Source organism: Streptomyces sp. NPDC005262 (assembly GCF_042872425.1).
Classification (GTDB): Bacteria; Actinomycetota; Actinomycetes; order Streptomycetales; family Streptomycetaceae; genus Streptomyces.
On the sequence record NZ_JBIAKK010000022.1, the window covers coordinates 1 to 26,023 of the forward strand.

Below are 26,023 nucleotides of genomic sequence, written 5' to 3' on the forward strand. Positions count from 1 at the left end.
CGCCTGGTCCTTATGGCGGCGAAGAAGCCAAGCCCGAGCTCGCATCAGCCACTACAGACGCAGACGACATCACGGAGTGTCGTTGCAGTACTAGGTGACCCGGTGAATTGGTGAAGTGGTTGGAGACTGCCGCCCGGCTCGCCCATGCACCGTCGGAGCACACGTTCGCCGACTTCACCCGGGCGGTGGCCTCCATAGGAACCCCGGAGCGGCCGGCTGAGCGGGAGTGTCCCGTTCAGCCGGCCGCTGCGGCGACGTCGGTCTCCAGCGAGGCCCGCATCCACTCGTGGGCGGCCCCGAGGGTCGGCTCCGGCGAGCCGGTCAGCTCGCCGGTCAGCTCCCAGTACCGGTCGACCATCGGATCGGCGGCCAGTGCCAGCAGCCCGCTGAGCCTGCGGCGGAAGTCCGGGCTGTCCCGCAGGCCCCGCGAGTCGGCGTGGGCCGCGACGAAGCAGTCGAGTGCCTGCCCCCGCTCCGGTGTGCGGTTCGTCTTCAGCTCAGCCGCGGCCAGCGTGTACGCATCGAAGAGGCCGTCGTACAGCACGTCGGGGCGGCGGACCTCGTCGGTCCGGTTGCCCGCCGACCGTCGGGGGTCGGTGGCAGGGCAGGGCGCGGTGGCGATGGCGTACAGCCGGGCAAAGGTCAGCACCTGGGCCGGCGTCGGATCCGCCGGCGGCTGCGGTACCGCGTACTCGAGGATCGAGGAGACCAGCCGGGACGACAGCCGGACGGGCAGCGCCCCCCGCCAGAAGCGCGCCAGCGGCGCCGTACTGGGCGGGGTGGACACCCTGCCCACCAGCCGCAGCCGGTCGGCGCGCTCCTCGGCCGGGCAGTCCCGGATCAGCTGCAGGGCTGCCTCCCGCCAGCGCAGCGCGGTCAGTTGGGAGCCGAGCTCGCGCAGCTGTCCGTCGATGGCGTCCTCCAGGGCGTCCGCCAGACCGTCGCCGTGGCCGAGCACCCGGCCCACTTCCGGCACCGGCAGATCGAGGGTGCGCAGCGAGCGGATCAGCCGCAGTCTTTCCAACGCGTCGGGCCCGTACCGCCGGTGCCCGCCGGAACTCCGGCAGGCCTCGGGCAGCAGACCGCGGTCGGAGTAGAAGCGGACGGTCTTCACGGTGACGCCCGCCTGTTCGGCGAGCTCGCCGATGCTCCACATTCCGTCAGGGGACAAGGCTTGAACCTCCCTCAGGGGGAGTTCCTACCGTACCTACGAGCGCGGACGACCGGTACGGCCGGCCGCGCGGACCACGGCACGCAAGGAGGCGATCATGACGGTGTTCGTATTGGTTTCCGGACCTTTCACCGGTGGCTGGGTCTGGCGGGAGACCGCCGAACGGCTACGCGGTTCCGGGGCGGAGGTGTACCCGCTGACCCTCACCGGCCTGGGGGAGCGCCGCCATCTGGCCGGGCCGGGTACGGATCTGGAGACGCACATCGAGGACGTGGTGCAGCTGATCGACCACCTCGACGCGCCGGAACTGGTGCTGGTCGGCCACGACTACGCCATCCATCCGGTGCTGGGAGCCGCCGACCGCCGCCCGGAGCGGATCAGCCGGGTCGTCTACCTGGACGCCGGCCTGCCGCAGGACGGCGACGCCCCTCTCGCCCTCGTCCCGGACCAGGAGGTCCGCGAGCGGCTCCTGCGCCAGGACGGGCCGGCCGAGCACGACTGGCTGATCCCCGTGCCGCAGCCCGACGAGTGGCAGCGCTGGGGCAGCACCGCCGGTCTCCGGGCGGAGTCGCTGGCCCAGTTGGACCGTTACGCCGCGCCGCAGCCGTCCGGCACCCTCGTCCAGCCGCTGCGGCTCACCCTGGGGCTCGCCGGACCGCCCACCACCGGCGTCTTCTGCACCGCCGGCGGGGTGACCATCGCCATGGTCGAGACGCTGGTCCGGAGCGGGCCGCCGCAGTTCCGGGCGCTCGCCGACCCCCGGGTCAGCTTCTTCGAACTCGCCACCGGGCACTGGCCGATGCTCTCCGAGCCCGACGAACTGGCCGCTGTCCTGCTCCGGGCGGCCGTCGGCGAGGGGCACCGGATCACCCCGAGCGGCGACGAACAGCCCTTCCACCTCAAGCCCTTCGTGCTGGACGTCCCTGAGCGGTCGCGCGAGCGGATCGGTTCGGTCGACTTCTATCTGCCGGACGCGGACGGGCCCCGGCCCGCCGTCGTGTTCGTGCACGGCGGCCCCGTAGCTGCCGAGCTGCGGCCCACGCCGCGGGACTGGCCGGTCTACACCGGCCACGCCCGGTACGCGGCGAACCGGGGCGTCGTCGGCGTGACCGTCGACCACGGCCTGCACGCCCTCAGCGACTACGCGCAGGCTGCCGAGGACCTTGCCAAGGCTGTCGAACTCGTCCGGGCCGACTCGCGGGTGGACGCCGACCGCGTCGCCCTGTGGTTCTTCTCCGCCGGCGGGCTGCTCTCCGCCGACTGGCTCGCCGTGCCGCCGTCGTGGCTGCGCTGCGTCGCCGCCAACTACCCGGTCCTCGCGCCGCCCCCCGGCTGGAGCGCGGTGGACGCGCGATTCCGCCCCGTGGCCGCGGTGCGGACGGCCGGGGAGCTGCCGATCGTCCTCACCCGGGCCGGTCTGGAGCACGCCGAGTTCGCGGCCACCGTCGAGGAGTTTTTGGCCGCAGCCAAGACCGTCGACGCCCGGATCGAGACCATCGACGTCCCGGCCGGCCACCACGGCTTCGACGCGGCCGACCACATCGACGACTCCCGCCTTGCCGTGGCAGCCGCCCACGACGCGGTCCTGGCCCACCTCCAGGCCTGAGATCTCCGCGGGGACGCCGGGCGGGAGGACGACGTGACGGACTTCGGCCGCACGGGCATGGTTCGATCCATTGCCCGGCGTCCAGCGGTTCACCCGGGAAGGCGGCGCCGCCCGGCGGGCGGAGCGGTCCATCAGGAGGGCCCGCCGATCGGCACGAAGGAGCTGTGGCTCGACCTGGACATGGCAGCGCAGCTCGACATCGCGCTGCCCGCTGTACCCGGCCCCCGCACCGCGGCGCGCGCACATCGGGCGACCGTCGTATGACAGTTCGGAGGCGTGAACCACCGGGACAGGCGCAGTTTCCGTCGCTGATCCGAAGTCTCGGCTTCTGTCTACGTCCGGTCGGAGGGCTGCTGCGCGGCCTCGCCTGCGCCGGCGCTGATCAGCCCTGTCTCGTACGCGACGATGACGGCCTGGACACGGTCACGGAGTCCGAGCTTGGCGAGGATGCGGGCGACGTGCGTCTTGACGGTGGCCTCGGCCAGGTGGAGGCGGGTGGCGAGCTCTGCGTTGCTCAGCCCTCGGGCCAGCAGGCCGAGGACCTCCAGTTCCCGCGGGGTGAGCGAGGCGAGGTCGCGGTGGAAGGCGGCGGTGTCGCCGCCGAGCTGGGCGAACCGCTGCACGAGACGGCGGGTGATGGCGGGCGCGAGGAGAGCGTCGCCGGTACGGACCGTGCGGACGGCCGCGGTCAGATGCTCGGGGGTGACGCGCTGACGTTGTGCGTGACGACGTCGTGCAGTTCGCGGGCGATCCTGGCCCGCTCGTGCTCGACGGCCCGGCGCAGTGCCTGGGCCTGTTCGCGTCCCAGGGCGGAGAGCCGGGTGCGGCCCTCGTCGGTCCGGAGCTTCCAGGTGCGCAGGCCGACGGCGGCCACGGCCATCGGGACCAGGATCAGCAGGGCGATGTATTCGTTGGGGACGATCGGTGTCACCGAGTTCCCCGAGGTGCCGACCAGGACGACCGACACCGGCAGCGCCGCCAGGGTCGCCACCCGGTACGGGTTGTACACGGCGGCGCTGTAGACGGCGATGACGAACGCGTAGAAGGTCAGCCGCAGGACGCTCTGCGGTGTCGCCAGTCGCTTCCGCCGGGAGCGGCCGTCGGCGAACAGTCATGGCTCACCGTCAAGAAGACCGCCGAGCGCGACACCGCCCTCTACGTCCCGTTCCTCGTCGCGTTCGGCGCTCTGGGCCTGGTCATGTCGGTGCTCATCGTCGGCGAGTGAAACGTTCCCTGCCCGACGCCGACACCGTCAAGGCCGCCATCGACACCGCCCTGGAAGAGGCGTCCGCCCACGGACGGTGGCCGACCGTGACCGCCATCGAGCGACGCCTCGGCATCCCCTACGCCACCTTCCACCGCCACTACGCCGATCTGATCGACACTCACTTCCGGCCAGAATCCCCTCAGTCCGGGCCGCGCCGGCGGCGCAGGGTGTTGGCGTAGTCCTGCCCGAACTCGCCGCACCAGCGGCGCACCGTAGCCCGGTCCTACGCGGAAGGGGAAGTCGTCGAACACCCGCCGCACGGCAACATCGCGGCGCACCGAGCGGCGCCCGGATGCCTCAACCTTCTCAGCGCGTAGACGGCCTGGGAGAGCGTCTGGGTGCCCTGACCTGGGCCCCATCCGGATCCGCTCAGCACCTCGGCCATCTGGCGACGGTGCCATGGGGGAGACCGACGGGTTTGCGAGCAGTCGATCTCGGAGCCCGCATCCAACGGCGGCCTCACCGCGGTCACTCGGTCCCACCGGTCGCTGGTTCAGCGTCGCTTTCCGGTCTCGGGGGCGGTGACGCCCTGGCTGGCGCGGCGCATGGCCTCGTACAGCGCAGCGTCTTCCGGCGGGTCCGGCAGCTGTCCGCGGGCCGGGGCCTGGAAGGACTGGATCATCCATGCCACCAGGCGGCGCCAGGCGTCCGGGGCGGCGTCGCCGGTGGCGCTGAGGACTCCGGCGTTGGCCATCAGCAGCAGCACGAGGTCCCGGCTGGTGAAGTCCTCGCGCAGTTGCCCGCTGTTCTTGGCGCGGCCGATGAGTTCGAGGAAGCCCTCGTACGCCCGGGCGTGGTGCTGCTCCAGTTCCGGGACGCCGGGGAAGCTCATGGTCAGGACGTCGGCGAAGCCGCGGTCGGCGGCCTGCATCGCGCAGACGTCCTGGATGTAGCCGGTGAAGCCGTTCCACGGGTCGGGGTCGGCCAGGGCCTCGGTGGTGGCCTGTGCGTACGCCTTCATGCGGTCGGCGAAGACCGCGGCGACGAGATCTTCCTTGCGGGGGAAGTGGCGGAACAGGGTGGCGATCCCCACCCCGGCCTCCCGTGCGACCGAGGCCATCGACGCGTTCAGCCCGTCGCGCCCGAAGACCGTGCGCGCGGCGGCGATGATCCGCCCCCGGTTGCGCTCCGCGTCGCTGCGCTTGGACTGACCTGCGGAATCGGCCGTGCCGGCGTGGGGATCTCGGGGGCTCATGCCGATCAGACTAGCAAACCGGAATGCCTTATCCAGTTCCTGTGTTACGGTGGACAGCGAAACGGATAGGGCTTTCCGGAAAGGAAACGGATAACCCTTTCCGCCTCTACTTCCGCGAAAGGCTCTCTCATGCCCACCATCGCCATCGTCGGCGCCGGCCCCCAGCTCGGCCTCGCCATTGCCCGCACCTACGGCACTCACGGCTACGACGTCGCACTGATCGCCCGCAACCAGGCCAAGCTCGAAGAGCTGGCTGGTGAGCTGGCCGTCGAGGGCATCAGCGCCGCCGCGTTCCCCGCCGACATCCTCGACCGCACCGCGCTCACCCAGGCACTCAAGGATGCGGCCGTACACTTCGGCGGCATCGACGTCCTGGAGTACTCCCCGGTCGGCGGCCTCCAGACCGTCATGACGACCCCGGTCGCGACCGAACCGGCCGACGTGCAGTACGAGATGGACTTCCAGCTCTACGGAGCCATCGCCGCCACCCGCGCGGTGCTGCCCGCCATGCGTGAGGCTGGCGCGGGCACTCTGCTGTTCACCACCGGCGCCGGCTCCGTCGACCCCGTGCCGCAGATCGCCAACGTCAACGCCGCCGCCGCGGCGCTGCGCAACTGGGTGATCAACCTGCACAAGGAGCTGGACGGCACCGGTGTGCAGGCCGCGCACGTCGCCATCAACGTGTCGATCGGCACACCGGCGGTCCCCGGATTCCCGACCGCCCAGCCCGAGGAGATCTCCCCGGTCTACTGGGACCTGCACACCACCAAGCGCGACCAGGCCGAACTCGTCTTCAGTCTCTGACGCCCATCAGCCACCCGCCCTCCTGGCCTCCCGTACGCCGCGCACTTCGCCATCAACACCAGGCTCGGGGAGGGCGGCCCCGTAGGCATTCCCTCGGGGCCGCCCCCGAGCAGGTCGCGCACCTGTACTGGGACCCGTACGAGCGCCGCGGCCAGGCCGGAGCCGTCTTCTCCAGCTGCCCCACCAAGCCCCCAGTTCCCGAACACAGCAAGGGCTCCAGCATGACCGGCACGCTCAATCGCAAGACCGCTCTCGTCACCGGATCCAGCCGCGGCATCGGCCGGGCCACCGCCCTCGGCCTCGCCCGCGAGGGGGCCCTGGTCGCCGTGCACTACGGGCGCGACAAGCAGGCCGCCCAGGAGACCGTCGGCCTCATCGAGAAGGACGGCGGACAGGCCTTTGCCGTCGGCGCGGAACTGGGCGCGCCCGGCGCCGCCGATCAGCTGTTTGACCAGCTGGAGGCCGGCCTGCGCGAGTACACCGGCGAGAGCGTCCTGGACATCCTGGTGAACAACGCCGCTGCGACGACGCCCGGCGATGCACCGGAAGAGGTGTCCGCCGAGCAGATCGATGAGATCTTCGCGGTCAACGCCAAGGCCCCCTTCCTCCTCGTCCAGCGGGCCCTCGCGCTGCTCCCGGACGGCGGACGCATCGTCAACATCTCCTCCGCGGTCACGCGCATGGCCATGCCGCCGCAGGTCGTCTACGCGATGTCCAAGGGCGCGCTCGACCAGCTCACGCTGCACTTCGCCCGGCACCTCGCCCCTCGGCGGATCACGGTCAACAGCGTGCTCCCCGGTGCCACGGACAACGGCAGCGCGGCCTTCCAGATGCCCGAGGTGCGCGAGCCGATGTCGCAGCTGTCGGCATTCAAGCGCCTGGGCGAGCCGGAGGAAGTCGCCGACGTGGTGGTCTTTCTCGCCACCGACCGGGCGCGGTGGATCACCGGAGCCTCCCTCGACGCCACCGGCGGCAGCCTCCTCGGCTAGCAGCCCGCTCCGCCCCGTTCCCCCTCGCCCTCGTCCCGAAGGACTCCACCCCTGATGAGCATCTTCCTGTGGATCGTGCAGGCCGTACTGGCCGCCTTGTTCGCGATGGCCGGTGTCATGAAATCCACCCAGCCCAAGGACAAGCTCGTCGAGAAGCTGCCCTGGGTGGCCGACTTCTCGCCCGGCACCGTCCGTTTCATCGGCATCGTGGAGTTCGCCGGCGCCCTCGGGCTGCTCCTGCCCGCGGCCACCGGCATCGCCCCCGTCCTGACGCCAGTGGCCGCTGTCGGCCTTGGCATAACGATGCTGCTGGCCGCGGCCTATCACGCGCGCAAGAAGGAATTCCCCGCGATCGGCCTCAACGCCGTCCTGCTGATCCTTGCCGCGCTGGTGGCCTGGGGACGCTTCGGCCCGTACAGCTTCTGAAGCCGCCACCCCTCTACCGAGTCTGCTGAACGAAGGCCATCAGGCCACCGCCCCGGTCCGGCTTCATTCGAACCCTCGGCTCACCGAAGGACTCGCCGAGGCCGTCGCGGACAACGGACACGTTCAAGCCCGGTCCATAACTTCGGCTCGTACCACCAGCCTGGTCCCTCGGGCAGCGTCGGGACCGCCTGGGCCAGCGCTACATGAGGGAGACGGTGGCGATGGACGTGCGCATGAGAGGCTCCTGTCTAGGCGGCGACGAGGGTGGCCATGTGGGCGAGCATCCGGTCGGGGTCGGGCTCGCATCCGGTGAACAGCCGGAACGCGTGCGCCGCTTGGTGGACGGCCATGCCGCCGCCGTCCAGCGTGCGGCAGCCGACGGCCCGCCCCTGGCGCAGCAGTTCGGTGTCGAGCGGCCGGTAGACCACATCGGCGATCCAGAGCCCTGGATGCAGCAGTTCTGCGGAGAACGGCAGCCCCGGGTAGTGGGCCATGCCCATCGGGGTGGCGTGCACCAGACCGTCTGCCATTGCGAGGAGCGGGGCGAGTTCCTCACGGGGCGCGGCGCACGCCCGGTCCGCGCCGAACCGGGCGGTGAGGTCGGCGGCGAGCGCCGAAGCTCGGCCGGGGTCCGAGTCGACCAGGGTGAGCCGGTCTGCTCCGAGAGTGAGCATGGCGTGCGCCACCGCCGCTCCCGCGCCGCCCGCCCCGAGCTGCACGACCCGCCGGGTGGACGCGCCCTCCAGCCCCTGGGTGAACGAACGAGTGAAGCCGCTCCAGTCCGTGTTGTGGCCGCACGACCTGCCGTCCGCGCCGAACACCACAGTGTTCACCGCGCCCAGCGCCCGGGCGTCCTCGGACAGGCCGTCGAGGTGGGGGATCACCGTCTGCTTGCCCGGATGCGTGATGTTGAGCCCGTTGTAGCCAAGCCGACTGGCTGTGCGCACGAGTTCGCCCACGTCGCCCGCGCCCAGGCCCAGCCGGTCGAGATCGAGGGTGCGGTAGACGAGCCGCAGGCCGTGGTGGTCGGCCTCCAGCTCGTGGAGGGCGGGGCTGAGGGAGGGGCCGATGCCGGACCCGATGAGTCCAATGAGATACGAGGTCATGCTGCGCTCTTCTCCAGAAGGTGGGCGAGGTGGGTCAGCGCGCGTGCGTATCCATGGATCCCGGCGCCCGCGATCATGGCGTCCGCGACCTCGGCGACGCACGACCGGTGCCGGTACTCCTCGCGCTGGTGGATGTGGGTGAGGTGCACCTCGACGACGGGGCCGTCCACGGTCGCGAGGGCGTCGCGCAGCGCGATCGACGTGTGCGCGTACGCACCGGCGTTGACCACGATTCCGGCCCCTCCGGCACGTGCGGCGTGCACCGCGTCGATGAGCGCGCCCTCGTGGTTGAACTGCAGGAAGTCCACCTCCAGGCCGTGGCGTGCGGCGCTCTCCCGGCAGAGGGCTTCGACGTCGGCAAGGGTGTCCGAGCCGTACAGCGGGGGCTCGCGCAGGCCGAGAAGGTTGAGGTTCGGTCCATTGAGGACCAGCACGCGAGGCGGAAGCGGCATGGACTGTCCCTAACGCAAAGGGGTGGTTCACATGGTCAAATTGAGGCGTGGTGCGCGGGCCGCGTGGAGGGCGGCCAGATACCCGAAAGTAAGCGCGGCGCCGATCTGGCACCCCGCTCCCGGGTACTCCGAGCCCATCGGGGAGTTCGCATCATTGCCGCAGGCATACAGGCCGAGGACCGGCTTGCCGTGTTCATCGAGCACCCGGGCCTCGGGGCTGGTTCTGAGTCCGAGTGAGGTTGCCAGTGGGGTCGGAACCACGGCGATGGCGTAGTACGGTGCTCGCTCGATCGGACCGAGGTTCACATTCGGTGTGTGGGCTGGATCGCCGTACTGATGCCCGTATGGGTGCCGGCCCTTTCCGAACTCCTCGTCGACGCCGGAACGGGCATAACGGTTACTGTCGGCGACGGTGCGTGCAAGAGCGTCGGGATCGACATCAATAGCAGCTGCGAGTTCACGGATTGACCGGCCGGTGCGCATGTAGCCGGAGCGGATGTGCCGCTTGAGAAAAGGGCGCGGAGTATGCGGGTGGATCATGCCAAGCCCGTACGCGGCCAGGACTCGCGAATCGGTCACAAGCCACGCCGGGATCGTTGAAACAGATGCGTGCGCTTCATACATGGCACGAACAAAGCGATGGTAGGACACCGACTCGTCCACGAACCGGCGTCCTGCGGCGTTGACTGCAATGATCCCTGGCTTGGCCCGGTCCCAGATGTGGGGGAAGACCGCGGTAGAACCGTCCCGGCGACGGCCGATGGAACTCGGGAACCACAGGGCCTTGTCGCCGCTGGACTCTCCAAGCGCACCGCCCACCATATGAGCGAGAGTGATCGAGTCGCCGGTGGCCCCTTCTGCCGCGCGGGTGAACTGCGGTGTGGGCGCGGGCAGGTGGCGTGCACGCAGTTCAGGGCTGGCGGAGAACCCGCCGGCGGCAAGGACGACACCGGCCCGGGCGGCGATCCGAACGGAACGGCCCCGCTTCGAGACCACCGCGCCCACCACACGTCCGTTGGCGTCAGCGATCAGTTCGGTGGCTTGCGCGGTGAACCATACGTCGCCACCGCGCCGTAGAAGCTGGTGATAGAGGTTCGCAGTGAGAGCGTTGCCCATGGCGAGCCGGGTTCCACGCGGGTACCGGAGCATATCGGCTGCCCAACGCCTCCCGAGGCGCAGCGCTGCGGCTATGCCGCGCGCCGATCCGCGGAAGACGGTGAGCAGGTCGCTCACCTCGGAGCGGCGGACCATGAGGGTGCCGCCGAAGAGGGCGAATTCCGGTACAGGACGACGGACCCGGCTGAAGTGGTTTCTGCCGAGCCGGCGCCCGTCGAAGGTGTGCGGTTCGAGAGCTCGCCCGGTGCCGTATCCCGGTATCTCAGGGTGGTAGTCGACAGCCGTTGCGGAGTGCCAGAACCCGACCCCTGTCCGTTCCAGGTAGTTGATCATTTCGGGTCCGTGTACGAGGTAGGCCTCTCGTAGTTCCTTCGGAGCGCGGTCACCCACAAGGGCGTCCAGATAGTCCTGCGCCGCAGCGGTATCTGCCGCGGCATCCTCTTGGTGGCGGTGTCCGGGGATCCAGGCTGTGCCGGCCGAGTACGCGGTGGTGCCTCCGAGCCATTCGGTCTTTTCCAGCACGAGGACATCGAGGCCCTCCTGGGCGCCGACAACAGCGGCACCGAGGCCACCCGCCCCGGAGCCCACGACAAGGAGGTCGACCTGATGGTCCCAGTGGTCGGTCATGGTGTAGTTCCTATCGAGGCGCCGGGGGAACGACATACCTGCGTGGTGGCGCACGGTCGGGTGGAGGACGAGTCCGTCCACACGGCAGTGAACTCGCCACCTGGTTTCCTCGACCAGCCGCTGGCCCAGCGGCTGGTCGAGGTGCAGGCGGGACGTGAATGTGTAAACCGCCGCAGCGGCTCGGCCTCAGCCCGCTCATAGCCCGAGGTAGATCTGCCGTACCCGCTCGTCGTGCGCGAGCTGCTCTGACGTGCCGGACATCGCCACCGAGCCGTTCTCCATCACGAGGCAGTGACTGGTGACCCCGAAGGTCAGCTTGGCGTTCTGTTCGACCAGGAGGAGACCGAGCCCTTCGCCCCGCAGGCGGACCAGGATGTCCAGGACGTTCTCGATCAGCTTCGGTGAGAGTCCCATCGAAGGTTCGTCCAGCAGCAGCAGCCTTGGCCTGGACATGAGCGCCCGGCCGATGGCCAGCATCTGTTGCTGGCCGCCCGACAGATCACCGGCCGCCCGGCTGCGGAAGTCCCGCAGAATAGGGAACAGGTCATATACGTGCGCGAGGGTGTCGCGCGTTTCTCCCTTCCATGACCGGTGGTAGGCGCCGAGCATCAGGTTCTTTTCGACGGAAAGTCCGGGAAATACGTGCCGGCCCTCCGGGACGTAGCCCACACCGTGCCGGACCATGTCCCGAGCTCGCACCTTGCTGAGGTCGGTGCCACCGAGGGTGATCCGGCCGCTGCTGCGTGGGATGAGCCCCATGAGGGCCTTGAGCGTGGAGGTTTTGCCGGCACCGTTCGAGCCGATGATTCCCATGGACTCACCAGGGGCGACACTCAGCGCCACTGATCTGACCGCGCAGACGCCCCCGTAGTGGACGGTCAGGTCGGTTACGGCGAGGCTGTCAGTGCCAGTGTCGGCTGCGGAAGGCCCGGCGGCGGTGGTGGTCATCGCGAAACCTCCGGTGCAACGTGAACGGGTATGTCGTCCGGCGTCGAGTCGCCGAGGTACGCCTCTATGACCTCGGGTGTAGCCGCCACTTCGGCGGGTGTGCCCTCGGCGATGACGGTGCCGGCCGCAAGGACGGTGATCCGTTCACACAGGGACATGACCAGTCCCATGTTGTGCTCGATGAGGACAACGGTGACGCCCTGGTCACGGATGGAGCGAACGATTGCCGAGAGCTGACCGACCTCCTCACCATTCAGACCCGCCGCCGGCTCGTCCAGGAGAAGCAGACTGGGCCGTCCCGCCATGGCCCGCGCGATCTCGATGCGGCGCTGGATGCCGTACGGGAGCGACTGCGGATGTGCGCCCGAGAAAGCGGTCAGTCCGTACTCATTCAGGATGCGGTCCGCCTTGGCCTGCAACCGGTGTTCGTTGGAGAGGACACCGACGGGCCACACCGCGTACTGCCAAACCGTTGTGGTGCGGGACCGGTCGAGGACGACGAGGATGTTCTCGCGGACCGTCATCTGGGAGAAGAGGCGCAGGTTCTGGAAGGTGCGTGCCATTCCGGCCAGGGACAGCTGATACGGGCGTGCCCGGCCGATATCGCGGCCGACGCCGGCGACTTGGCCTTCGGAGGGCCGGTACAGCCCGCTGATCACGTTGAACAGGGTCGTCTTGCCGGACCCGTTGGGGCCGACGATGCCGCGGATCTCTCCCTGTTCCACCGTGAGGGTGACGTCGTTGAGCGCGGTCAGCGCACCGAACCGCTTGGTGACGTGGCTGATCTCCAACGCCGGCCCGCTGTCGGCTCCCCTGCGCGAAGCCTGGTCCGCAGGGATGGCCTCGGGCAGGTAGGGCCCAAGCTCGGCGGCGCGCACGTCTTCGTTCTTCCTGCGGCGGCTGATCGCTTCCCGGATGCGTTCGGGGATCCCGGCGATGCCGGTAGGAGCGAATACCACCATCAGGACGACGACGATGCCGTATCCGAGCTGGGCGTAGACGGCGAAGTCGACGAGGGCCTCGCGGATCAGCACGAGGCCGACCGCACCGACGACGCATCCGACGAGGCTGCGCCGACCGCCGATGATGACCATGGCCAGCAGCAGGAACATGTTGCTGAGGCTGAAGGTCTCGGGTGCCACGTACCGGATGAGTCCGGCGTAGAGGATGCCTGCCACTCCGCCGTAGGTACTGGCAAGGAGGAACGCGGTCATCCGCAGCAGGGGGATCTCCGCGCCCATGGCACCGGCCGCGAGGGCGTCGTCGCGCATCGCGCGCAGCCGGCGACCGAGCCGGGTCCGCACGACGAAGGCACCGAAAGCGAGAGCGATCGCGAAGACCACGATCTCCAGGTAGTAGTACATGTACTCGTCGGCGAGATCGATCCCGAAGAGCGTCGGTACGGGGATGCCCGATATGCCGTCCGCTCCTCCGGTGATCTTTGCGTTGGTTATCCAGTTGACGAATCCCAGCGCGAGGCCGAGCGTCACGATGCCGAGGTAGTGGGACTGCATGCGCAGGGCGGGCAGGCCCACCAGCAGGCCCACCAGCATCGTCGTCACGATGCCAAGGATCGCGGCGGTCCAGAAGCCGTATCCGGAGTGGGTGGTGAGGATGGCGGTGGTATAAGCCCCGACGCCGAAGAAGGCTACTTGGGCGAGGTTGATCTGACCCGCGACACCCATGACGAGCCCCATGCCGACGGCGAGCAGCGCAAAGATGATTGCGATGTCCACCACATGAATGGAATAGCCGTTCAGGCCGTACGGCAGCGCATAGGCCACTACGCACGCCAGCAGGATGAGCGCCGGCTTTGACTTGAGGATGCTCATGCCCGGCTCACCGTCCTCTCGCCGAAGATGCCGGTCGGGCGGATCATGATGGCCGCGGTGAAGACCAGAAAGGTGACCAGGACGCTGTAGCCCTGGAAATGGTCGCCTGCATAGGAGTCCAGGACCCCGATGGCCAGGCCTCCCACCACCGCTCCAGGAATGCTCCCGAATCCGCCGAGCATGGCTGCGGCGAAACCCTTGACTCCCAGGGCGCCTCCCAGGGTGGCGTCGACGTAGAGCATGGGTCCTGCGAGGCTGCCGGCGAGAGCCGCGATGCCGGCGCCGATCGCGAAGGCGAGGGCGTTGCTGCGGCCCACGTGGATGCCAACAGCTGTTGCGGCCTCGTGGTCCATGGCCACCGCCTGCATGGCGGCCCCCGGCTTGGTGCGCTGGAGGAACAGCGTGAGCAGGACCACGGATACAGCGGTGATGGCGATGACCATCAGGTCGTACGTGCGAATCCGGATCCCCATGATCTCCAGGGGACCGGAGGTGATCGGTGAGGGCATGGCTCGACCAGTGGTGCCCCAGATCAGCGTAGCGGCGGCCTGGAGGACGGTGCCGAAGCCGATGGTGCCGATCAGCATCAGGTCGAAGTCCTTGTTCTCCAGCGGGCGCAGGACCCGCTCGATGATCAGACCGATGATGCCCGTGACGACGATGGATATGACGATGGCCGCGGCAAATGGTACGTGTGAGGTGAGGTAGAACGTGGAACAGGCGTAGGCGCCGATCATCGCGACATCGGCATGGGCGAAGTTGACGAGGCCCATGGTGCGGTAGACGACGGAGAAGCCGACAGCGATCAGGGCGTAGATCGCGCCCAGGCTGAGACCTCCGACGAGGGTTTGCAGAGTGACTTGCATGGTGGCTCCCTGAAGCCGGTGCGGAGGCTGGCTTTCGGCTCGACGGGCTGACTGAGCGGGGCGGCCCTTACTGAGCGGCGGAGAGCTTTCCGTCCTTGATGACGCCGATTGTTGTCTTGAAGATGCCGACCCCGGTCTCGTCGTAGGCGAAGTCTCCGAGCAGACCCTGGTACTTGGTGGCCCGGATCTCGTCGGCGAGCTTCTTGCCGGTGGCCGTGCCACTGTTCTTCAGAGCGGTGAGCATGATGTTGGTGCCGTCGTATGCCTTGGCTCCGTGCAGTTCGGCGTCCTTGCCGTACTCGGCCTTGTACGCGGTGGCGAAGGCGCGGCTTGCGTCACTGATCTCATTACTGAGGTAGGGCGAACTGACGATGGTGTTCTCGACGTTCGTGGCACCTGCCGTCTCGATGAAGACCGGTGTGCCCTGCGGGGCGGCGCCGGCGAACGGCGCGGTGATGCCGAGGTCGCGGGCCTGCTTCACGATCAGGCCGGCTTCGACTTCCTCGGAGCCGAGGAAGATCGCGTCGGGCTTGGACTGACGAATGCGCGAGAGGGAGGCGCTGAAGTCCTTCTGGTCCGTGGTGACGACCTGGTCGGTGACGGGAGTGATGCCCGCCTTCTTGAGCGCGGCGGTGAAGGCGTCGTGCTCGCCCTTGCCGTAGGAGCCGTTGTTGGAGATCATCGCGATCTTCTTGAACTTCTTGGTGGTGACCAGGTAATCGGCCAGCGTGGAATCGTAGGTGGTGCTGGTAGGCCCGTTGAGGAAGAGGAAGGGGCTCTTGACGTCGACGAGAGCGGTGGCCTGGCCGGAGGTGATGTTGGGGATTTCCGCCTGCTTGAGGATGGGGGCCATGGCCACGGTGACTGCGCTCTCCGCGGTGCCAATCATCGCCACGTAGTTCCCGCTGTCCAGCTTGCGCGCGATGTTGGTGCCGGTGGTCGGGTCGCCTTGGTCGTCGAAGACTGTCAGCTTGATCTTGCGGCCGTCGATGCCGCCCTTCTTGTTCCACTCCTTGACCGCGAGCTTGGCGCCCTTGGCCTCCCAGTCACCCAGGGAGGCGAGTTGACCGCTCTGTGCGTCCACCACAGCGATCTTGATTGGTCCGCTGCTGCCGGCGTCGTCCGAGGAGGAGTCACCGGGGGCGCTGCACGCGGAGGCCGCGAGGAGGACGCCGAGGGCTGCGGCCGGAACGGAGAGGCTGCCGCGAATTCTTGTGCTCATGGGAATCATCCTTCGTCGGGGAAGTTGCCGTTGTAGATGTCGTTGATGTTCCAGTGGCCGGGCGTGGGAACCGGCTCGTTGACCATGGGGATGTCGATGACGGCGGGCCGACGTCGCTCCACCGCGGTGGCGAGCACCTTCGCCAGGTCCTCCGCAGAGGTCACCTCGTAGCCGTCGGCGCCGCAGGATCTTCCGTACGCGGCGAAGTCGGGGCTGTAGGGCTTGCCGTCCGGGCCGGTGAAGTCACATCCGTACCCTCGGCCGTAGTTCGAGCGCTGGAGGTCGGAGATGGTGCCATGGGCCCGGTTGTTCATGACGGCGAAGATGACCGGCAGGCCCTGTTCCACCGCCATCGGCACGGCCGGGAGCTGTGCGCTCATCCCGCCGTCGCCGATGAGAGCGACAACCGTGCGCTGCGGCTGAGCCATCTGGACACCGACCGCGGCAGCGGGGCCGAATCCCATGGTGGACGCGCCGCCGGGGGTGATGAACTTGCCCTCGGGCGGCAGGTCGTAGGACTGCGCAACGCCGTTCTTGTTCCAGCCGACGTCGGTGACCAGGATCGCGTCGGCGGGGAGGGTGGCACGCAGATCGGCGAGGATGCGCTGGGGGCGCAGCGGGAAGTTGTCGCTCGCTCCGTTCTCGGTCGCCAGATCGAAGAGTTCGGCCCTGCTGGCCGCGATGGTCTCGCGCAGTGCTGGACGGGTCAGGGGCTCAGGTCGCCGCGCCCGGACGGCTGCCTCGATGGCGCGCACCGAGTGACCGACGTCGGCGACCGCACCGATCTCCACCGGGTAGTTGCGGCCGATTTCGGCCGGGTCGATGTCGATCTGGATGAGCTTGCTCGGCGGGAAGTTCCACGTGTGGGCGGGGTCCCAGGAGCTGGCGTCGGTCTCCGCGAAGCGGGTGGCGAGGGCCAGCACCACGTCGGCGTCCTTGGTGTGGGCGTGGGTGGAGTCCAGGCCCCAGAAGCCGGGCATGCCGAGAAGCAGCGGGTGCCGGTCGGGGATGGCACCCTTGCCCATCAGGGAGTGGGCGAGCGGGATGTCGAGGTGCTCGGCCAGGGCGAGGAGCGCTTGCTTGGCTTCGGGGGCGCGCAGGCCTCCGCCGAAGTAGATGAGGGGGCGCTCGGCGTCCAACAGCGCCTGGGCTATGCGCTGGGCGGTGTCCTCGGCGAGGCCGGGGAGGGCACTGTCGGGTATCGCGTGCGATCCGGGGGTGTACGGCTCGACCTGCCGCGAGAAGAGGTCCATGGGGACGTTGACGAGTACGGCGCCGGGCCGGCCCGAGGTCGCGGTCCAGAAGGCGCGTTCCACGGTGCGGTGGAGGTCGAAGGTGCGCTGGACGGGCCAGGCGCGCTTGCAGAAGGGCCGGTAGATCGCGGTCTGGTCGGCGTCCGCGTGGAGGTTGACCTCCTGGTGCGGATGACGGCCGTAGTAATAGGAGGGGATGTCGCCGGAGATGACCACGAGCGGGACGGAGTCCATGGCGGCTGTGGCGACACCGGTGACCGCGTTCATCATGCCGGGGCCGACGTGGGTGAGCAGGACGCCGGGCTTGCCCGAGGCGCGGGCGTAGCCGTCGGCGGCGTGGGCCGCAGCCTGCTCGTGCCGGGCGATGACGAAGTGGATGGAGCTGGGCCCAAGCGCGTCGAGGAGCGCGATGTTGGTGTGCCCGCAGGTGCCGAAGACGTACTCGACGCCGTAGGACTCCAGTTGCGTGACGAGGGCTTCAGCGGCGGTAACGGTGGTCACTGGTTCTCTTTCGTGAGGTCATGGCGTTCGCCCCAGATGGACAGGCCTCGGAGCATGAGGGTCTTGACGACTGTGTAGTCGTCGATGAGCCAGCGCGGCGACTCGCGTCCGAATCCGGAGTCCTTCACGCCGCCGAACGGGATGTGGTCGAGGCGGAAGTTCGACGTTCCGTTGACGATGAGTCCGCCCACTTCGAGGCGGCGCCAGGCGGTGAAGATGCGGTTGATGTCGTGGGTGAAGAGGCCGGCCTGCAGCCCGTAGCGGCTGGCGTTGCACTCGCCGAGGACCGTGTCGAAGTCGTCGTACGGCATCACGGCGACGAGTGCGCCGAAGACCTCATGCGCGACGACCGAGGCGTGGGCGGGTGGGCCGGCGATGATGGTCGGGGCCGCTGTGGCCCCCTTGCGGGTTCCGCCCCGGAGCACGGTGGCTCCCAGCTCGGCGGCTTCGGCCGACCAGCGGACCACCCGCTCCGCCGCGTCGTCATCGACCATGGAGCCGATGTCGGTGGCCAGGTCCATGGGGTCGCCGATGACCAGCTTGTCGACCGCCGCGGCGAAGGCGTCCAGGAAGTCCGTGTAACGGCTGCGGTGCACATAGACGCGCTGGACGGAGATGCAGCTCTGCCCGGAGTTGCTGTATCCGGTGCGAGCCGCCGCCTTGGCCGCGGCCTCGATGTCGGCGTCCTCGCAGATGATGGTGGCCGCGTTGCCGCCGAGTTCGAGGGCGAGCCGCTTGGCGCCGGCGGCGCGGGCGACGGCAGCCCCGGTGGCGGCGCTGCCGGTGAAGCTGATGACGTCGACCTCGGTGGCTGCGCACAGTACGGCACCGACTTCACCCCCTCCGTGCAGCAACTGGACTGCCTGAGAGGGCATTCCGCTGTCCAGCAGTAGGGCCACCACGGCCGCCGAAATGGCTGGGGCCTGCGGGGGCGCCTTCACCAGGGTGGTGTTGCCCGCGGCGAAGGAGGCGCCGAGCTTGTGCGCCAGGAGATTGGCCGGTGCGTTGAACGGGGTGATGGCGAGGGCGACCCCGGCGGGAGCGCGGTAGGTGAAGGCGCTGTTGCCGACACCGGTGTTCCAGCCCGCGATCGGCAGGGTCTCCCCGTCGATGCGGCGAGCCTCGGCCGCACAGACCTCGAAGGTGGAGGCGACCCGTTCGATTTCTATGCGGCTGTCTTTGAGGGGCTTTCCCAGCTCCAGGGCGAGCAGCCTGGCCAGTTGATCGCGGTGGGCCAGGGCGGCGGCGGAGGCACGCTGCAGGATCGCGGCCCGTGCCGCCGGAGCGAGCGACGCGACCTGGGGCGCGTAGCGGCGGGCATCGGCCACGGCCTGGTCGACCTCGGCCGGCAGTGCGGTGGGGGCTCGGCTGACGGTCCGTCGCAAGTAGGGGCCGCGCCGCTCGGCCCAAGGGCCGTCGCCCGACCACGCTCCGGCAAGGAAGGGAAGTGCGTCAACGACTTCTGCGTCGGCAACAGACTTGAGGAGGACTTCCAGCATCACGTCTCCATGTAAGCCATCTAGCGGTTTTCGTAGACCGCCTTGTGGACTGGCGTGTAACGTACGGGCGCCGGTTGGGCTTGGCAATAGCCCGGGCGAAAGAAGTTGAATCCTCAGGTTTCCCGCCGATTCGGCGCGAGTGCCCCCACGAGCACCCCGGCCCGCCCTGTTCCTGGCCACACTGTCGGCACAGACCACACGAAGGAGAAAACATGGATTCCGAGCAAGGACAGAACGGCGTACGCAGTGTGCGCCGGGCCTTGGACATCCTGTCGCTGCTGACCGAGGACCAGCCCGTCGTCTCCCTCAGAACCATCGTGGAGGCGACCGGGCTGGCGAAGACCACCGTGGTCCGGCTGGTGCAGACACTGGAGAGCTACGGGCTGCTGTGGTCCACCGACGCGGGCTACACCGCGGGCCCGGGACTGTGGCGCTGGGCTCATCTCGCCCAGGGCAGCTGGGAGTTGCCGCCGGAGACGACAAAGGCACTGAGGGCGCTGGCAGACCGGCGCGGCGAGACGGCGAACGTGATGATCCGGCGCGACATCCACCGCGTCTGCGTCGCACAGCAGGAGAGCCCCCAGCCGCTGCGCCATGTGGTGCGGGTGGGTGACGAGCTCCCGCTGTGGGCGGGCGCCTCGTCCAAGGTGCTGCTGGCCGGTGCGAGCGAGGCCCTGCTGCAGCGGATCGCGGCGGCCTCGCCGCACGGCACACCTCACGTGGAACAGCTTCGGGAGTGGATCGACCAGGCCGCACAGCAGGGATACGCACTCAGCCAGGGCGAGCGCGACGTCGGCCTCACTGCCGTGGCCGTGCCGCTCACCACCTCGTCGGGTGTGGTGGTCGCCGCACTCTCGCTGAGCGGGCCCACCGCACGCATCACCCAGAACTCGGTCGAGGATTTCGTCCAGGATCTCCAACAGGTGGCTGGACAGATCATGTCCCAGGGATTCGACCATCCCCTGGGACCTCGGAGCTGACGACCGTGCCGGACAGCGGCGCCGGTCACCGGCGCCGCGTGAGGAGACACCACCCATGGATGCGCGACCGCTCGACGACATAAAAGTGCTGGACCTGACGAACGTCCTGGCCGGTCCCTACTGCAGTTACCACCTCATGCTCCTCGGGGCCGAGGTCATCAAGATCGAGCGCCCGGGGCAGGGCGACCTGGCCCGCAACCTCGGCCCCGACGCCGATCTCAACCGCGCCGGTATCGGCGCTTCGTTCCTCGCGCAGAACGCGGGCAAGAAGTCCGTGGAGCTCGATCTCAAGGACCCGGCCGACCGCGCGGTCTTCGAGGAGATGCTGAGCGGCGCCGACGTTCTCCTGGAGAATTTTCGCGCCGGCGTCCTCTCCCGGATGGGATACGACCAGGAGCGGCTCGATCAGATCAATCCGCGCCTGGTCTGCTGTTCCATCTCGGGCTTCGGCCAGACCGGGCCGATGAGCGACGCGCCGGCCTATGACCAGATCATTCAGGGGCTCTCCGGGATGATGAGCGTCACCGGCACCGTCGACACCGCCCCGCTGCGGGTCGGCTTCCCGGTGTGCGACACGACCGGCGGACTGTCCGCCGCCCTTGCGGTCAGCGCCGCCCTGCTGCACCGGGAACGTACCGGGCAGGGCAGCAGACTGGACGTCTCCATGCTGGAGACGTCCTTGTCGGCCATGGGTTGGGCCGTCTCGAACTATCTGGTCAGCGGCGTCCCGCCGGAGCCGATGGGGGACCAGAACGCCACCGCCGCACCTTCGGGCACGTTCCGTACCAAGGACGGGGCGCTCAACATCGCAGCCAACCAGCAGCGCCAGTTCGAGACACTGTGCCGTCTGGTCGGCGCCCCGGAGCTCGTCACGGATCCCCGGTTCGTGGAACGTGAGGGGCGCAAGGCCCATCGCGACGCGCTCAACGCCGCTCTGAACGAGGCGCTTTCACAGCGCTCCGCAGCCGAGTGGGAGGAGGTACTGACACCTGCCGGGGTACCTGCGGCGCGGGTGCTCACCGTCCCGCAGGCTTTGTCCCAGCCGCAGTTGCGGCACCGGGGCTTCGTCACCGAACTACGAAGGCCCGATGGGTCGGGCACGGCCTTGCCCGTGCTCGGCAGCGGGGTGCTCTTCGACGGGGAACCGTTCCTGCCCCGTACACCGCCGCCGCTGCTGGGCGAGCACAACTACGAGCGCGAGCAACTGGCCTCGCGCTGGTCCTCGACCGCCGCGAAGGAGGCGACAGGCTCATGAGTGCATCCGCATCCGTCCACGACGAGGCCGCACAGTGGTGGGCCACCGCCGTCAGCCACATCGAACCCGGATCCATCGAACTGCGGGACCGGCCGGTACAGGACCTGATCGGCTCGGTCGGCCTGGTGGACATGATCTGGCTACTGCTGCGCGGCGACCTTCCCTCTCCCGGACAATCCGCTCTGCTCGAAGCGGCTCTGGTGGCAGGAGTGGACCACGGGCCGCAGGCACCCTCGATAGCCGCCGCCCGTATGGCCGCGACCTGCGGCGTGGGCCTCAACAACGCGATCGCCACCGGCGTCAACATGCTCGGCGACGTCCACGGCGGCGCGGGGCAGCAGTGTGTGCAGATGCTGGAGGAGATCCGCGCGCTCCACCTGCGCGGCGCGGACTGGGACGCTTCCGCCCGTGAGGCCATGGCGCTATGGCAGGCCCGCTCCCGCTACCTCCCCGGGTTCGGCCACCGCTTCCATCCGGTCGACCCGCGCCGCGATCCTCTCCTGCGGTTGACTGAGGAGGCCGTCGCCGCCGGGGTCGTTGCGGGCGACCATCTCCAGGCGGCTCTCGCGGTCGAACGGGCTCTGAGGCAACGCCGCGCCGGCGCCCGCCCCGTCCCGATGAACATCGACGGCGCCACCGCCGTCATCTACGCCGAGCTGGGCTTCCCCGCGCCGCTGGCCAGAGGACTGTTCGTGCTGAGCCGGTCGGTGGGCATCCTGGCCCATGCATGGGAGGAGACCGGACAGGGCCGCCGGAACAAGGGCCCCATCCCCCGCTCCGTCCTCCCGGCCCGTCTCAAGCCTGTGGATCCGGCCTCCGCCGAGGAATCCGCGTCATAACCCTTGTCACGCAACTGCAGTGTCCTTAACGTATGGAACCACTTCCCGGGGACCATCATGCGGGTCGAGTAAACCGCACAGCGGACCATGATCCGCTTCCCCGCTCTCTCTCCTCACCTCCAACCGGACCACCAGGTGGACCCGGAACTCGGCAAGGGCACGTCATGAAAGAGGGTTCATGGACAGACGCAGTTTTCTCGCCAGTGCGGCGGCCGGCACCACAACGGCCGTCGCCCTCCTCAACTCGCCTGCCCAGGCGGCCGAACCGGGCGGCGGAACACTGGCCCAGCCCGTACCGAAGCAGGCGTTCAAGCCGACGGACAGTAACTTCCCCAAGGCGGGCGGCAACCTGGCCAACCAGAACTACTCGGCCCTCAAGAAGATCACCCCCCGCAATGTGAAGCAGCTCGGTGGGGCCTGGCACATCAACCTGGAGGGCGGTGACACCGGCCGCGCCCAGCAATGCGCTGTCGTCGCCCAGGACGGCGTCCTCTACATCGCCACCACCCAGCAGAACATCTTCGCCGTCAACGGGCGTACCGGGGACGTCAAATGGAAGACGAACGTCGGCAACGAGACGACCAACATGCGCGGGGTGGCCCTTGGCCAGGGGCTCGCCTTCACCATCTCCGGTGCAAACATCATCTACGGCCTGGACCAGCGCACCGGCGCGGTCGTGTGGACCAGGGAGATGCTCATCGAGGACCAGGGCGACCCAGGATGCGACCCCGCCAGCGGCCAGTGCGGCGGCAGCAAGGGCAGCCTGGCCGGCGCTGTCGTCTACTGGGACGGCCTGATCTATGTGGGCACCCAGGGAAGCACCGCGGGTGCCCGCGGCCGCGGCTACGCCCTGAACGCTGCGACCGGTGAGGTCGTCTGGACGTTCTGGGGCACCCCCGGCCCCGGCGAGTTCGGCCACGACACCTGGGAGGGCGACACCTGGAAGACCGGTGGCGCAGTGTGCTGGATCCACCCGGCCGTCGATCCCGAACTGGGCCTGGTCTATTGGACGTTCGGCAACCCCTACCCCCGCACCGATGGCTCCACCCGGGGTGGTGACAACCTCTTCGCCAACTGCCTGGTGGCCATCGACGCCAAGACAGGGGAGCGGCGCTGGCACTTCCAGTCCGTGCACCACGACATCTGGGACTACGACGGTGTGATGTCGCCCGTGCTCGCGGACATCCAGATCGAGGGGCGCAAGCGCAAGGTCGTCGTGTACGGCAGCAAGACCGGGATGTACTACATACTGGACCGCGCGACCGGAGATCCGGTGCACGGCATGGAGGAGCGCCCCGTACCGCAGCATGCGGCGCAGAAGACCTCACCCACTCAGCCGTTCCCGGGCGGTGAGCCTTTCGTCGAGACCGAGCCGCGGATCGACAAGGCAACTCGCCCGGTGCCGTTCTACGCCACCGGCGGCCTCTTCGAGGTGCACTGGGACCGGCCGACCATCCTGTATCCGGGCGCGGGCGGAGGCGCGGACTGGTCCTCGCCGTCCTTCAGCCACCGCACCGGGCTGGTCTACGTGGGATACGGGCTGATCAACTCCGCCTACTCCAACACCCACGACGGCCGCGTCAACACCGCACGCCCCCTCGGCGAGTACTTCGCCGGCGGAGTTGCCGCAGTGGACCCCCGCACCAACACGGTCTCCTGGCGGCAGGAGGGCGACTGGTCGCTCGCCCACGGAAACGGCGTACTCAGCACCGCGGGCGGCGTGCTCTTCCAAGGGCGTCCCGACGGCGTCCTGACCGCCCTCGACGACGCGAACGGCAAAGAGCTGTGGACCTGGCAGTGCGGCGCGGGCGTCAACACGAGCCCGATGACGTACGAGATCGAAGGCGAGCAGTACGTGGCCGTGCTGGCCGGCGGTAACGGTCTGCCCTACCCGGACATCCCGCGCGGCGACCACCTGTGGGCCTTCAAGGTCGGCGGCAAGGTCGGCCCGGCCCCCGCGCCCGTGCCCCCCTCCAAGCGCAACCAGATCCGGGCAGCGGCGGTGAGCGGCAGCGCAGCGGGCAACACCATCACGCTGGGCCGCGTCTGGGACAACGCCAAGGGCGCCCCGGGCACCGCCGAGAACCTGGTCTCGCAGAACGCCATGTCACCGCAGCATCTCACCATCCCCCGCGGCACCACGGTCACGTTCACCAACCCCGCGACCAACAAGACCGCCCACGGCGCGGCCGCCTTCTTCGAGGCCGAGTTCGACACGGGCCTGTTGATGCCGGGTGAGTCGTACACGCACACCTTCGACACTGCGGGCGAATTCTTCTACAACGACCCGGTCTCCCCGCAGAGCACGGGCAAGATCGTCGTCTCCTGACCCCTCACTGCCCACGGCTGCGCACCACCCGCCGGGCGAGTCCGTTCCACCCGCACACATCACCGGCCGCGTCCGCCACCACACCTGACGCCGCCCCCTTCCCATGCCTGCCGGCCGCTGACGCCGTGCCAGATGAGCGGCACATCCAGCCCTTCCGGCCAGGCCTGTCCGGCATGCCCCGCACACCCGCGCGGCGGCTGCGGCACGCGGGAGGCTCACCACCGGCCCGCAGGCTCTCTCATTTCGCCAGGTGCCACTTCGGCGCGCCATCGACAACAGAAGGAAGCACACCCATGCCAGGAAGAACGCTCCGAGCGAGAGCGCTGAGCACCCGCTCGGCCGTGCTCGCCACACTGGGAGCGACGATCGCCATGGTCGTGGCGCTCATCGCCACCGGCACCCTCAGCTTCGCCCACGGACGGATCGGCACCGGGGCCACGGAGCTGGGCGACCCGGACTACGGGGTCTGCCGTGGCCTGGATCCCGACTGCTACCACGACTGGGGCAACTTCGACCCGGCCAAGGGCTACCGGATCCTGCTCTACACCCACACGGCGGGACCCCGGCACGCCAACCTCGGCCCCGCGCTGGCGACCGGGCTGAACCCCCCGATCACCGACGCGAACGTGGTCCAGAAGGCCATGCTCAAGCTGGGCGAGCAGGGCGGCTTCCAGGTCGACTACACAGAGGACGTCACCCAACTCGCGTCCCCGAACACGCTGTTCAAGTACAACGCGGTGGTGTTCTTCTCCACCAGCAGGGACGCACTGGACGACGCCGCCCAGACCTCTCTGCGACAGTACGTCCGCGGCGGCGGCGGATTCGTCGGCATCCACAACGCCTTCGGAACCGAGTACAACTGGCCCTGGTACGAAGGCCTGCTGGGCAACGCCAACTTCTATGACCACGGCGCCGCACAACCGGGCACCGTGCAGACGGTGGACCGCAAGGACGTCTCCACCGAGGAGCTGCCGGCACGGTGGAACTTCACCGACGAGTGGTACAACCTGGTCCCGGCTCCCACCAAGGTCCGGGTCCTGGGCAAGGTGGACGAGAGCACCCTGGCCAAGGGAGTCGCCGGCAACTACAACCACCCCGGCCACGGTGACAACCACCCAGTGGCGTGGTGCCAGTACTACGACGGCGGCCGCTCCTGGGTCACCACGCTGGGCCACGACGCGAAGGAATTCACCACCGACGGATCCTTCGCCGGTGCAGCCGAGTTCCAGAAGCTGATCACGGGCGGCATCCAGTCCGCCGCAGGCATGAAGCCTTTCTGCAAGTAGCACCGGGCGCACAGGCCTGGCATGCCGGCGGCACGGCTGTGCCATGCCGCCGGCATGCCCGCAAGCACGCAGCAGCAGGCGAAATCAGGGCCCTCCCCCCTCTTGCTCCCGGCCATGAACCCTGCCTAACGTATGAGCCAATCCACCTGACGGACCACCAAAACCGCCCAGTGGTTGGTTGATGGTTTGCCGCAGCACGGTCCGAGACCCTCCCCACCTGTGTCGCAGCCGGCGACATGCCCCCTCCAGAGCCCGGCCAGAGCCTCCTCCACCGATTCCCCGCACACCCGTTTCTGCTCCGCCGAAAGGACACCCGTCATGCTCGACTCGAACGTCACCCCCGACCAGCAGGCACCCACCGCGCCCACCGCCGACACCTGGGCCACGCCGGACTTCACCGTCATCGAAACCGGCATGGAGGTCACCGCCTACTACCTCAACGACCTCTAGAAGA

22 protein-coding genes and 2 pseudogenes are annotated in these 26,023 nt (G+C 68.9%); 11 read left to right on the forward strand and 13 right to left on the reverse strand.

The annotated features are described in order from the left end of the window. Window positions 1-235: 235 nt before the first annotated feature. Window positions 236-1,171 carry a MerR family transcriptional regulator gene (locus ACFYP5_RS34940; protein WP_389043264.1) on the reverse strand — a complete coding sequence of 312 codons (936 nt, stop codon included), beginning with the start codon at window positions 1,169-1,171 and terminating at the stop codon, window positions 236-238. A 97-nt stretch (window positions 1,172-1,268) separates the two neighbouring features. Between ACFYP5_RS34940 and ACFYP5_RS34945 the strand changes: the two genes are divergently transcribed. Next, on the forward strand, window positions 1,269-2,777 hold the full coding sequence (locus ACFYP5_RS34945; protein ID WP_389043266.1) for an alpha/beta fold hydrolase: 1,509 nt from the start codon (window positions 1,269-1,271) through the stop codon (window positions 2,775-2,777). A 332-nt stretch (window positions 2,778-3,109) separates the two neighbouring features. Here ACFYP5_RS34945 and ACFYP5_RS34950 read toward each other — a convergent pair. Further along, window positions 3,110-3,484, reverse strand: a pseudogene (locus ACFYP5_RS34950) (response regulator transcription factor); the annotation flags it as partial. Between the two features lie 2 nt (window positions 3,485-3,486). Next, window positions 3,487-3,855: pseudogene (locus ACFYP5_RS34955) on the reverse strand (histidine kinase); the annotation flags it as partial. Between the two features lie 143 nt (window positions 3,856-3,998). Between ACFYP5_RS34955 and ACFYP5_RS34960 the strand changes: the two are divergent. Further along, window positions 3,999-4,223 (forward strand): hypothetical protein, encoded by a 225-nt coding sequence (locus tag ACFYP5_RS34960; RefSeq protein WP_389043269.1) that lies wholly within the window; start codon window positions 3,999-4,001, stop codon window positions 4,221-4,223. A 314-nt stretch (window positions 4,224-4,537) separates the two neighbouring features. Here the strand turns inward: ACFYP5_RS34960 and ACFYP5_RS34965 are convergent, their stop codons facing one another. Continuing rightward, window positions 4,538-5,239 (reverse strand): TetR/AcrR family transcriptional regulator, encoded by a 702-nt coding sequence (locus ACFYP5_RS34965; RefSeq protein WP_389043272.1) that lies wholly within the window; start codon window positions 5,237-5,239, stop codon window positions 4,538-4,540. Between the two features lie 129 nt (window positions 5,240-5,368). On the opposite strand from ACFYP5_RS34965, the gene ACFYP5_RS34970 reads away from it, so the two are divergent. From ACFYP5_RS34970 to ACFYP5_RS34980, 3 genes are all read left to right on the forward strand, one after another. Beyond that, a complete protein-coding gene (locus tag ACFYP5_RS34970) occupies window positions 5,369-6,043 on the forward strand; it encodes an SDR family NAD(P)-dependent oxidoreductase (RefSeq protein WP_389043273.1) in 675 nt (224 codons plus the stop codon). Between the two features lie 221 nt (window positions 6,044-6,264). Then, window positions 6,265-7,032, forward strand: coding sequence for an SDR family NAD(P)-dependent oxidoreductase (locus tag ACFYP5_RS34975; RefSeq protein ID WP_389043275.1), 768 nt, complete (start codon window positions 6,265-6,267; stop codon window positions 7,030-7,032). 54 nt (window positions 7,033-7,086) lie between these two features. Then, window positions 7,087-7,458, forward strand: coding sequence for a DoxX family protein (locus ACFYP5_RS34980; protein WP_389043278.1), 372 nt, complete (start codon window positions 7,087-7,089; stop codon window positions 7,456-7,458). A gap of 248 nt (window positions 7,459-7,706) precedes the next feature. Here ACFYP5_RS34980 and ACFYP5_RS34985 read toward each other — a convergent pair whose 3' ends face one another. The 9 genes from ACFYP5_RS34985 to ACFYP5_RS35025 all read right to left on the reverse strand — a co-directional run bounded on the left by ACFYP5_RS34985 (window position 7,707) and on the right by ACFYP5_RS35025 (window position 18,880). After that, window positions 7,707-8,564 carry a shikimate dehydrogenase gene (locus tag ACFYP5_RS34985; RefSeq protein ID WP_389043281.1) on the reverse strand — a complete coding sequence of 286 codons (858 nt, stop codon included), beginning with the start codon at window positions 8,562-8,564 and terminating at the stop codon, window positions 7,707-7,709. Continuing rightward, window positions 8,561-9,016 carry a type II 3-dehydroquinate dehydratase gene (aroQ, locus tag ACFYP5_RS34990; protein WP_389043283.1) on the reverse strand — a complete coding sequence of 152 codons (456 nt, stop codon included), beginning with the start codon at window positions 9,014-9,016 and terminating at the stop codon, window positions 8,561-8,563. Before aroQ ends, ACFYP5_RS34985 begins: the two co-directional genes overlap by 4 nt. Window positions 9,017-9,043: 27 nt before the next feature. After that, window positions 9,044-10,795 (reverse strand): FAD-dependent oxidoreductase, encoded by a 1,752-nt coding sequence (locus tag ACFYP5_RS34995; RefSeq protein WP_389043285.1) that lies wholly within the window; start codon window positions 10,793-10,795, stop codon window positions 9,044-9,046. 159 nt (window positions 10,796-10,954) lie between these two features. Continuing rightward, window positions 10,955-11,707: an ABC transporter ATP-binding protein gene (locus ACFYP5_RS35000; RefSeq protein ID WP_389043287.1), complete on the reverse strand. Its 753-nt coding sequence runs from the start codon at window positions 11,705-11,707 to the stop codon at window positions 10,955-10,957. Beyond that, window positions 11,704-13,539, reverse strand: coding sequence for an ATP-binding cassette domain-containing protein (locus ACFYP5_RS35005; protein ID WP_389043290.1), 1,836 nt, complete (start codon window positions 13,537-13,539; stop codon window positions 11,704-11,706). The genes ACFYP5_RS35000 and ACFYP5_RS35005 overlap by 4 nt, the downstream gene beginning before the upstream one ends. Further along, a complete protein-coding gene (locus ACFYP5_RS35010) occupies window positions 13,536-14,405 on the reverse strand; it encodes a branched-chain amino acid ABC transporter permease (protein ID WP_319740824.1) in 870 nt (289 codons plus the stop codon). The genes ACFYP5_RS35005 and ACFYP5_RS35010 overlap by 4 nt, the downstream gene beginning before the upstream one ends. Before the next feature lie 67 nt (window positions 14,406-14,472). Next, entirely contained in the window at window positions 14,473-15,627 is a 1,155-nt protein-coding gene (locus tag ACFYP5_RS35015) for an ABC transporter substrate-binding protein (protein ID WP_389043293.1), read from the reverse strand. 5 nt (window positions 15,628-15,632) lie between these two features. Next, window positions 15,633-17,381: a thiamine pyrophosphate-binding protein gene (locus ACFYP5_RS35020; RefSeq protein WP_389043296.1), complete on the reverse strand. Its 1,749-nt coding sequence runs from the start codon at window positions 17,379-17,381 to the stop codon at window positions 15,633-15,635. Next, on the reverse strand, window positions 17,378-18,880 hold the full coding sequence (locus ACFYP5_RS35025; protein WP_389043298.1) for an aldehyde dehydrogenase family protein: 1,503 nt from the start codon (window positions 18,878-18,880) through the stop codon (window positions 17,378-17,380). Before ACFYP5_RS35025 ends, ACFYP5_RS35020 begins: the two co-directional genes overlap by 4 nt. A gap of 212 nt (window positions 18,881-19,092) precedes the next feature. Here ACFYP5_RS35025 and ACFYP5_RS35030 point away from each other — a divergent pair, with 212 nt between their 5' ends. From ACFYP5_RS35030 to pqqA, 6 genes are all read left to right on the forward strand, one after another. Continuing rightward, complete coding sequence (locus tag ACFYP5_RS35030; protein WP_389043301.1) at window positions 19,093-19,860, forward strand: IclR family transcriptional regulator; 768 nt, start codon at window positions 19,093-19,095, stop codon at window positions 19,858-19,860. 55 nt (window positions 19,861-19,915) lie between these two features. After that, window positions 19,916-21,115, forward strand: a complete 1,200-nt coding sequence (locus ACFYP5_RS35035; protein ID WP_389043304.1) for a CaiB/BaiF CoA transferase family protein — start codon at window positions 19,916-19,918, stop codon at window positions 21,113-21,115. Continuing rightward, entirely contained in the window at window positions 21,112-21,954 is an 843-nt protein-coding gene (locus ACFYP5_RS35040; protein WP_389043306.1) for a citryl-CoA lyase, read from the forward strand. Before ACFYP5_RS35035 ends, ACFYP5_RS35040 begins: the two co-directional genes overlap by 4 nt. 178 nt (window positions 21,955-22,132) lie before the next feature. Next, window positions 22,133-24,283, forward strand: a complete 2,151-nt coding sequence (locus tag ACFYP5_RS35045; protein WP_389043308.1) for a PQQ-binding-like beta-propeller repeat protein — start codon at window positions 22,133-22,135, stop codon at window positions 24,281-24,283. A gap of 293 nt (window positions 24,284-24,576) precedes the next feature. Next, on the forward strand, window positions 24,577-25,569 hold the full coding sequence (locus ACFYP5_RS35050; RefSeq protein WP_389043310.1) for a ThuA domain-containing protein: 993 nt from the start codon (window positions 24,577-24,579) through the stop codon (window positions 25,567-25,569). 318 nt (window positions 25,570-25,887) lie between these two features. Next, window positions 25,888-26,019: a pyrroloquinoline quinone precursor peptide PqqA gene (gene pqqA, locus ACFYP5_RS35055; protein ID WP_389043311.1), complete on the forward strand. Its 132-nt coding sequence runs from the start codon at window positions 25,888-25,890 to the stop codon at window positions 26,017-26,019. The last annotated feature ends 4 nt before the right edge of the window (window positions 26,020-26,023 follow it).

What these genes read in the sequence shown, in the direction of transcription:
- ACFYP5_RS34945 (WP_389043266.1), top strand. Translation starts at nt 1,269, where the DNA reads ATGACGGTGTTCGTATTGGTTTCCGGACCTTTCACCGGTGGCTGGGTC.
- ACFYP5_RS34965 (WP_389043272.1), bottom strand. Translation starts at nt 5,239, where the DNA reads ATGAGCCCCCGAGATCCCCACGCCGGCACGGCCGATTCCGCAGGTCAG.
- ACFYP5_RS34970 (WP_389043273.1), top strand. Translation starts at nt 5,369, where the DNA reads ATGCCCACCATCGCCATCGTCGGCGCCGGCCCCCAGCTCGGCCTCGCC.
- ACFYP5_RS34975 (WP_389043275.1), top strand. Translation starts at nt 6,265, where the DNA reads ATGACCGGCACGCTCAATCGCAAGACCGCTCTCGTCACCGGATCCAGC.
- ACFYP5_RS34980 (WP_389043278.1), top strand. Translation starts at nt 7,087, where the DNA reads ATGAGCATCTTCCTGTGGATCGTGCAGGCCGTACTGGCCGCCTTGTTC.
- ACFYP5_RS34985 (WP_389043281.1), bottom strand. Translation starts at nt 8,564, where the DNA reads ATGACCTCGTATCTCATTGGACTCATCGGGTCCGGCATCGGCCCCTCC.
- aroQ (WP_389043283.1), bottom strand. Translation starts at nt 9,016, where the DNA reads ATGCCGCTTCCGCCTCGCGTGCTGGTCCTCAATGGACCGAACCTCAAC.
- ACFYP5_RS34995 (WP_389043285.1), bottom strand. Translation starts at nt 10,795, where the DNA reads ATGTCGTTCCCCCGGCGCCTCGATAGGAACTACACCATGACCGACCAC.
- ACFYP5_RS35000 (WP_389043287.1), bottom strand. Translation starts at nt 11,707, where the DNA reads ATGACCACCACCGCCGCCGGGCCTTCCGCAGCCGACACTGGCACTGAC.
- ACFYP5_RS35005 (WP_389043290.1), bottom strand. Translation starts at nt 13,539, where the DNA reads ATGAGCATCCTCAAGTCAAAGCCGGCGCTCATCCTGCTGGCGTGCGTA.
- ACFYP5_RS35010 (WP_319740824.1), bottom strand. Translation starts at nt 14,405, where the DNA reads ATGCAAGTCACTCTGCAAACCCTCGTCGGAGGTCTCAGCCTGGGCGCG.
- ACFYP5_RS35015 (WP_389043293.1), bottom strand. Translation starts at nt 15,627, where the DNA reads ATGAGCACAAGAATTCGCGGCAGCCTCTCCGTTCCGGCCGCAGCCCTC.
- ACFYP5_RS35025 (WP_389043298.1), bottom strand. Translation starts at nt 18,880, where the DNA reads ATGCTGGAAGTCCTCCTCAAGTCTGTTGCCGACGCAGAAGTCGTTGAC.
- ACFYP5_RS35030 (WP_389043301.1), top strand. Translation starts at nt 19,093, where the DNA reads ATGGATTCCGAGCAAGGACAGAACGGCGTACGCAGTGTGCGCCGGGCC.
- ACFYP5_RS35035 (WP_389043304.1), top strand. Translation starts at nt 19,916, where the DNA reads ATGGATGCGCGACCGCTCGACGACATAAAAGTGCTGGACCTGACGAAC.
- ACFYP5_RS35040 (WP_389043306.1), top strand. Translation starts at nt 21,112, where the DNA reads ATGAGTGCATCCGCATCCGTCCACGACGAGGCCGCACAGTGGTGGGCC.
- ACFYP5_RS35045 (WP_389043308.1), top strand. Translation starts at nt 22,133, where the DNA reads ATGGACAGACGCAGTTTTCTCGCCAGTGCGGCGGCCGGCACCACAACG.
- ACFYP5_RS35050 (WP_389043310.1), top strand. Translation starts at nt 24,577, where the DNA reads ATGCCAGGAAGAACGCTCCGAGCGAGAGCGCTGAGCACCCGCTCGGCC.
- pqqA (WP_389043311.1), top strand. Translation starts at nt 25,888, where the DNA reads ATGCTCGACTCGAACGTCACCCCCGACCAGCAGGCACCCACCGCGCCC.